Raw genomic sequence first — 5,708 nt, forward strand, 5'->3', positions numbered from 1 at the left:
TCTCGAAATAGTCGCAGTTTGAGTTTCTGAATCCCAACCTCAAAGCACTCGACCAGCTCTAACCGCAGCTCATCCTTGATCCTGCCGCCGCCTTTGTTGCCTGGGTTCCCAACCTTCAGCCGTCCCCCGTTTCGCCCTGACTGGGTCGCGGTGTTTCTCACGGTGTTTCCTCTCATGCTCCTACCTTTGGACGTTGTAAAAGCCGCCCTGGACTGCAGAAGGCTCTGGACAGTATGACCAGCCATATTGACCAGGGTGGACATGAATGATGACCAGACAAAATTGACCAGGCTACAGGTTCAAAATTGGACAGGTGCGCAACGAAAACTGTACACGCTAAAAAGCACTCTGACTAGACAAAATAAGAAAGTGACCAGGGACCGTATACATGAGACGAACGTTTCGTGTATAGTCTTGTTATGCCCAGGGCACGAAAGACGAAGACCAGCCAGAGAGAGACCAAGCACGTTATCGGCTACGTCCGGGTCTCGACTGACCAGCAGGTTGATTCTGGTGCAGGCCTGGCCAGTCAGAAAGCCGCCATCATCGCCGAGTGTGAAAGGAACGGCTGGCACCTGGCCGAGCTGATCGAGGACGGTGGAATCTCTGGAAAGACTCTCAACCGCCCTGGACTGCAGAAGGCTCTGGACCTGCTGAACAAAGGGGAGGCTGATGTACTGATGGCCGCCAAGCTCGACCGCCTCAGCCGATCGGTAAAAGACGTTTGCCAGGTAGGGGACATGGCCCAGCACTACGGCTGGAATCTCAGCCTCTTGGATGCCCGGCTAGACACAACCACCCCTCATGGCAGAGCACAACTCAGCATGATGGCCACCTTTGCCCAGCTTGAGCGAGAGTTGATCGGACTCAGAACCCGCGAGGGACTGGCCGAGAAGAAAGCCCAGGGTGTTATTCTCGGAGCCAGGCCAATGATTGAAAGCGATACCGAGGACCTGATTCTAAGCCTCAGAGCCGAAGGAAAGGGGATGCTGGCCATCGCCAACGAATTGAACGTCCGGAACGTGCCAACCGCCAAGGGTGGGACCTGGCACGCCTCTACGGTCCGTGTGGTCCTGCAGAGAAGGGAGGCCGCATGAATGAGACTCTATCGCTGGCTGAAGCAATCAAGGCCGCTGGAGTCTCAGAGAAGACTCTACGCCGTTGGATCAAGTCAGGCCGCCTGGCCGCCGAGCTGATCGAGGGACCCAAGGGGAAGGAATACCGGGTAACCGCCGAGGATCTTGAGCGCGCATCAAAAGCCACCCCTAAAAAGGCCGTCTCAGAGCCGATACCAGCCGCTGAAGGCACGAAGCTCGACACCGGGGACCTGGCAACCCTGAAGGCTCTGGCAGAGGCACAAATGGCCATGATCGAGGAGCTACGGCACGAAGTCCAACAGCTCAGGCCGCTGGCACATGAAGTCCGGAACCTTGCGGACCAAAACCACGATTTAACAGCCCAGCTCAGTCAACTGCAGGACCGAGTAATCAAGGCTCTACCAGCTCCAGAGCCGAAATCGAACCTTTGGGAGAAGCTGACGAAGTGGACCAAAGTCAGAAAGTCCTGATCTATACATGGTTAATTCTACAGACCACTGGCATCTCAGCCAAGCAGGGATATCCTTGAGTTCAAATCAAGCGAATTCATGCTACCAAACAAAAGGCAATGATGCCTTTACCTAGTGGTCTTCGTCTGGATTCGTTGAACAGCATTAAAAGCAAAACCGCCCCATGTCTTGCCGGACATGAAGGCGGTCCAAAACTGAATCTCAACCCCCAAAAGGATCGGACTGCAGCGCTCTCTACTAGCAGGACGATTCTAACCCAGGAAAAAGCATCTGTCAAGAGAACTTTACTTTTTCAGGGAGGAAGGGGCAACGAGGCGAGTGAGGAAATGCAGCTAATGCAAGCAGAGACACCTCATGACATCCGTAACTTCATACAACATCGCAGAAGCTGCAAAGCTTTTGCACGTCACCCCTCAAACACTTCTCAACTGGAAAGAACGAGGCTGGATCTGGACCGAAAAGCTGCCAAATGGCAGATACCTCGTCCCCAGCTCTGAGATTGAGAGACTCACCAAAACCCAGCCCACTCAGGCCGTAGGAGGCCCGGAGAAGTGAGGCACCCACAACTTAATAAACAAGCGCAGGAGGCTATCTCAGAAGCCGCTTACCAGCTCGCCACCTGCCAAGAAAACGACGATCAAGGGGGAATCAGATCCACCCTGGCAATCCTCCAAGCCATCGCCAACGTCGGCACCAAAGCCACCCGCGAGGAAATCAGAGCCGAGCTGGCCGCCTATGCCATCCCCCTTTCTGCCCTGCAGATCGGCACCGAGGAGGGACTGGACCTGTGAGCATCGCCGAGATCCTGACCAGGCCGCCACAGCTTGAGGAATCAGAAGCCATCGCCACAAAAGAGCTAGCCGTAGTCATCTCCCGTGACAAACAGTTCTATGACCTGAACCCTGATAACAAGAAAACAGGCCAACGCTGGCTCAACACTTGGGACCCACAAAAAGACGCTGGCTTCATCCTGCCAAACCTTGATTTTGTTGCCGCCGACTTCGACACAGAAGATGGCCTGGACAAAGCCTTTGCCCTAAAAAGAAAGCTAAGGTTCCCCTCAGCAGTGATGCACTCAGGCGGGGGACCAGGGAAAGCGCATCTCTGGGTTAGAGTTGAAACAAAAGCCCAACGCCTTCACTGTGAAAATCTGATTAAAGAGATAGGTGGACCCTCAGCAGTCAGAACCCAAGGAATCAGGCCGCCTGGTGCCCTTCATCGCTCTGGACAGACTCGCTCAACCAGCGCGGAAGGGTTAACCATTCAGCAGATACTAGAGCTACTCAGAGACGGAACCAGGCCACAAAAACCAACAAAGCAGAAACTAGACCTGGACCAGCTCGCTGGAGAATCAGTCCCTATCGGATTCAGAAGTGACCGCCTATGCCTGATCGCTGGGCTGGCTCTCAGGCAAGGCTTGAGCTACCTGGACTTTAAAACATTGATTCTCAGGCACCCACAAGGACCAGGCGAGAAGATCAAAGACAGAAGCCCAAAACAGCAGGACAACTACCTAAAAGATGTTTGGAACTACGTCAGCAGTGATCGAGCTACCCTCCCGAGATTGAAACCTGGACCCGCTGACGCGGGGGGGGTTTTTAAAAAAAGATCTTTTGGGGAAACCTGGACCAAGCACGTCCTTTCGTGCCCTGACGTACAGAAATCGGGAAAAAACCTCTACGCTGCCATTCTCGAAATTGAAAGACTCTCAAAGCTCAACCACGGCCACTCCTTCCACCTGAGTAAAAGAAGCCTGGCCGAAGCTATTGGATGCTCAGACACAGCCGCCCGCAACTGCATTACAAAGCTCTGTGAACTTGGACACATTCAGAAAGTAGTAAATGGCAGTCAAAAAACAGCCTCAATCTACAGGCTGAAAGTGTCTCAAAAAGTGACCACTCAACCCCTGGAAGGGGGAGGGGGGTGTACAGAAAGAGTGGTCACCTATTGCGACAAATGCTCGCATGATTCACTCTCTGGCCGGAACGGGTTAAAAAGGTACTGGCTGATTCTTGATCCTTCAGAACCTCTCACGGCAGCCGAACTAGCACCCTTGGCAAAACGCACTCGCCAAAGTGTTTACAAAGGCCTGGCCCAGCTTGAAGCTCTTGGGCTCATCGCCAAGAAAGGTAAAGGCTACGTCAGGATCGAGGACGAAGCCGCCCACCTTAGAGCCGCTCAAATGCGTGGAAGTCTTGGCCGCGGTGAACACCGAAAGCTGATCCACGCTCTGCAGAGAGAAGGCTGGAAGCTGGAGAAGCAAAGGAGAATTGATGCCAGGAACAATGAAGCCAAACGGCAGAAGCTGAAAGACCAGGCCAAGTATCAGCATGGCACCAGCCAGGCCGAGCGGAACCGAACAAAATCGGACCACCTACAGGTTCAAAATCGGACTGCCGGCCACGGTGTTTCTAGACCGTTGCAAGTGTGATGGCACCTGTAAGGAGTCCAGAATCTGGTCAAAGACGCCTAGAACTGGCTCTGAGGGGCAATGCGTGCCATCTCTCGTGCCTCGCCATCCCTCATGCATAAAATCGCGCGCGTCGGTCAAAAACTAAAAGTTTCCCCTTAAAAGTGTCTAGAACTTAACGGGTTCCCTTTCGATAGTAAACCGTTGCGTCAGTCCCTTCGCCAATTCTCAAGCCGCCGCCAGGTAGAAACTCATATTCAAACACTACTGATCGTTCACTTTTGATATAGATGAAGCCAGGGCGAGGCAACTCCCATTTAAAATCTCGGATAACAGTAGAGTTACTCAAGAAGGTCCCCTCACCTGAAGACTTTAAAATGATTCCTGATGTTTGATTACCAGCAGTCATCTCCCAGTCACCAGAAAGGGCATTACGATCAAATGTCATAGTGATGTTTGGCCAAAGCAGAAAAAGAGCAACCCCTACAATAACGGTTAACCCTGAAAGGCCCCAAGCCCAAGCAGACGAACGCTTTTGAGGCATGGCGTAGATTCCCCCGGGATTCGCGTACGGGTCCGGCTGATATCCGGGCATGGGTTGAACTGGCATCGCCACAGTCTGATTTGGCGGCACGAATTGAGTTCTAAAGACGTGCCCACAAGGACAAGCCTGAGCGTTCAGTTGGTGCTGGCTCTGGCACTTCGGACACAGCTTTATTCCGGCTGGATTCACCTCTTGATTCTAGTCTTAAACCTGCCACCCGTCAATAAGTGACCCTCACGGGGACCACACTGAGAGTCCATCTACGAAAACTTTCCCCTTAAAAGGCGATTTGAGCCAGGTAAGGTGCGACCGTGAGGCATCTATCACGCTCTGCCCTACTGATCGCCTTAATAGGCTCGACTATCGCAGTCGTTCCCCAGGCTCTCACCAACAAGCCACAGACACAGACGGTTTATGTCACCAGGACAGGCGACAAGTACCACAAAGACAGGTGCCGCTATCTCTCACGAAGCAAGCGACCCCTGGAGCTGGCTGAAGCCAAAAGAAGGGGGTACGACCCCTGTAAGGTCTGCCGTCCCCCTCGCTGATGCTAAGAAAGTTTTAGTGAATGAACCTCCCTATAAACTCGACTATTCCAAGGACATCGCTTAAGAAGCCAATCCCTTCATATATAGCGCACAGCCAAGGTAGAACCTTCACAAAGAAGGCAGAAACGATAGATCTTCTAGAGCGTTTAGGCTCGTTTTTATTAACATGGTTTTTCTCCATACTGATTGTTTCTGAATCAAGATCAAAAGCACCTTGCTGATGCCTTCACTTTTTTTCAGTTCCAACCATGTATAGAGGTCTACCCCCAGAAATCAGGGGGAAAGTTTTAGAAGCTATTGGCTCTCTTTTGTGTAGTCAAGCACGATAAACGTAGGCTCACCCTTGGCGTCCTTTCGTGCCCATTCTCGGAGTTCCTCCAGAGAGGCTGACTCGACCCACAAAGCAGTACGTCCCTTAGATGCCGCCTCCAGTTCCTTCAGAGCCGACAGCGAAAGCATAGAGAGATCAATCTGCGGGGGTTCATTCTCTTCGACCACGTAGGGCAGGGCATATTTACCGAGAAGATCCACCAGCCGCACCAGCTCACCCGTGGACATGGAATCTCGAAATAGTCGCAGTTTGAGTTTCTGAATCCCAACCTCAAAGCACTCGACCAGCTCTAACCGCAGCTCATCCTT

8 protein-coding genes are annotated in these 5,708 nt (G+C 52.6%); 6 read left to right on the forward strand and 2 right to left on the reverse strand.

Features of this window, described 5'->3' with window-relative positions; genetic code table 11:
- The first annotated feature begins 419 nt into the window (after positions 1-419).
- The 5 genes from QUA04_RS28430 (at position 420) to QUA04_RS28450 (ending at position 3,998) form a co-directional block, all read left to right on the forward strand.
- On the forward strand, positions 420-1,097 hold the full coding sequence (locus tag QUA04_RS28430) for a recombinase family protein (protein WP_332962585.1): 678 nt from the start codon (positions 420-422) through the stop codon (positions 1,095-1,097).
- A complete protein-coding gene (locus tag QUA04_RS28435; RefSeq protein ID WP_332962586.1) occupies positions 1,094-1,567 on the forward strand; it encodes a helix-turn-helix domain-containing protein in 474 nt (157 codons plus the stop codon). Before QUA04_RS28430 ends, QUA04_RS28435 begins: the two co-directional genes overlap by 4 nt.
- Before the next feature lie 354 nt (positions 1,568-1,921).
- Positions 1,922-2,122, forward strand: coding sequence for a MerR family transcriptional regulator (locus QUA04_RS28440; RefSeq protein ID WP_332962587.1), 201 nt, complete (start codon positions 1,922-1,924; stop codon positions 2,120-2,122).
- Positions 2,119-2,358 carry a hypothetical protein gene (locus tag QUA04_RS28445; protein WP_332962588.1) on the forward strand — a complete coding sequence of 80 codons (240 nt, stop codon included), beginning with the start codon at positions 2,119-2,121 and terminating at the stop codon, positions 2,356-2,358. Before QUA04_RS28440 ends, QUA04_RS28445 begins: the two co-directional genes overlap by 4 nt.
- Complete coding sequence (locus tag QUA04_RS28450; protein WP_333043023.1) at positions 2,355-3,998, forward strand: HTH domain-containing protein; 1,644 nt, start codon at positions 2,355-2,357, stop codon at positions 3,996-3,998. The genes QUA04_RS28445 and QUA04_RS28450 overlap by 4 nt, the downstream gene beginning before the upstream one ends.
- A 154-nt stretch (positions 3,999-4,152) precedes the next feature.
- Here QUA04_RS28450 and QUA04_RS28455 read toward each other — a convergent pair whose 3' ends face one another.
- On the reverse strand, positions 4,153-4,521 hold the full coding sequence (locus QUA04_RS28455; protein WP_332962583.1) for a hypothetical protein: 369 nt from the start codon (positions 4,519-4,521) through the stop codon (positions 4,153-4,155).
- Positions 4,522-4,935: 414 nt separating this feature from the next.
- Between QUA04_RS28455 and QUA04_RS28460 the strand changes: the two genes are divergently transcribed.
- Positions 4,936-5,133, forward strand: a complete 198-nt coding sequence (locus tag QUA04_RS28460) for a hypothetical protein (RefSeq protein ID WP_333043021.1) — start codon at positions 4,936-4,938, stop codon at positions 5,131-5,133.
- 230 nt (positions 5,134-5,363) lie between these two features.
- Here QUA04_RS28460 and QUA04_RS28465 read toward each other — a convergent pair.
- A partial coding sequence (locus QUA04_RS28465; protein WP_333263796.1) for a hypothetical protein occupies positions 5,364-5,708 on the reverse strand: 345 nt, incomplete at its 5' end.

The organism is Microcoleus sp. S13_C5, from assembly GCF_036700845.1.
GTDB lineage: Bacteria > Cyanobacteriota > Cyanobacteriia > Cyanobacteriales > Microcoleaceae > Microcoleus.

What these genes read in the sequence shown, in the direction of transcription:
- QUA04_RS28430 (WP_332962585.1), top strand. Translation starts at nt 420, where the DNA reads ATGCCCAGGGCACGAAAGACGAAGACCAGCCAGAGAGAGACCAAGCAC.
- QUA04_RS28435 (WP_332962586.1), top strand. Translation starts at nt 1,094, where the DNA reads ATGAATGAGACTCTATCGCTGGCTGAAGCAATCAAGGCCGCTGGAGTC.
- QUA04_RS28440 (WP_332962587.1), top strand. Translation starts at nt 1,922, where the DNA reads ATGACATCCGTAACTTCATACAACATCGCAGAAGCTGCAAAGCTTTTG.
- QUA04_RS28455 (WP_332962583.1), bottom strand. Translation starts at nt 4,521, where the DNA reads ATGCCTCAAAAGCGTTCGTCTGCTTGGGCTTGGGGCCTTTCAGGGTTA.
- QUA04_RS28460 (WP_333043021.1), top strand. Translation starts at nt 4,936, where the DNA reads ATGTCACCAGGACAGGCGACAAGTACCACAAAGACAGGTGCCGCTATC.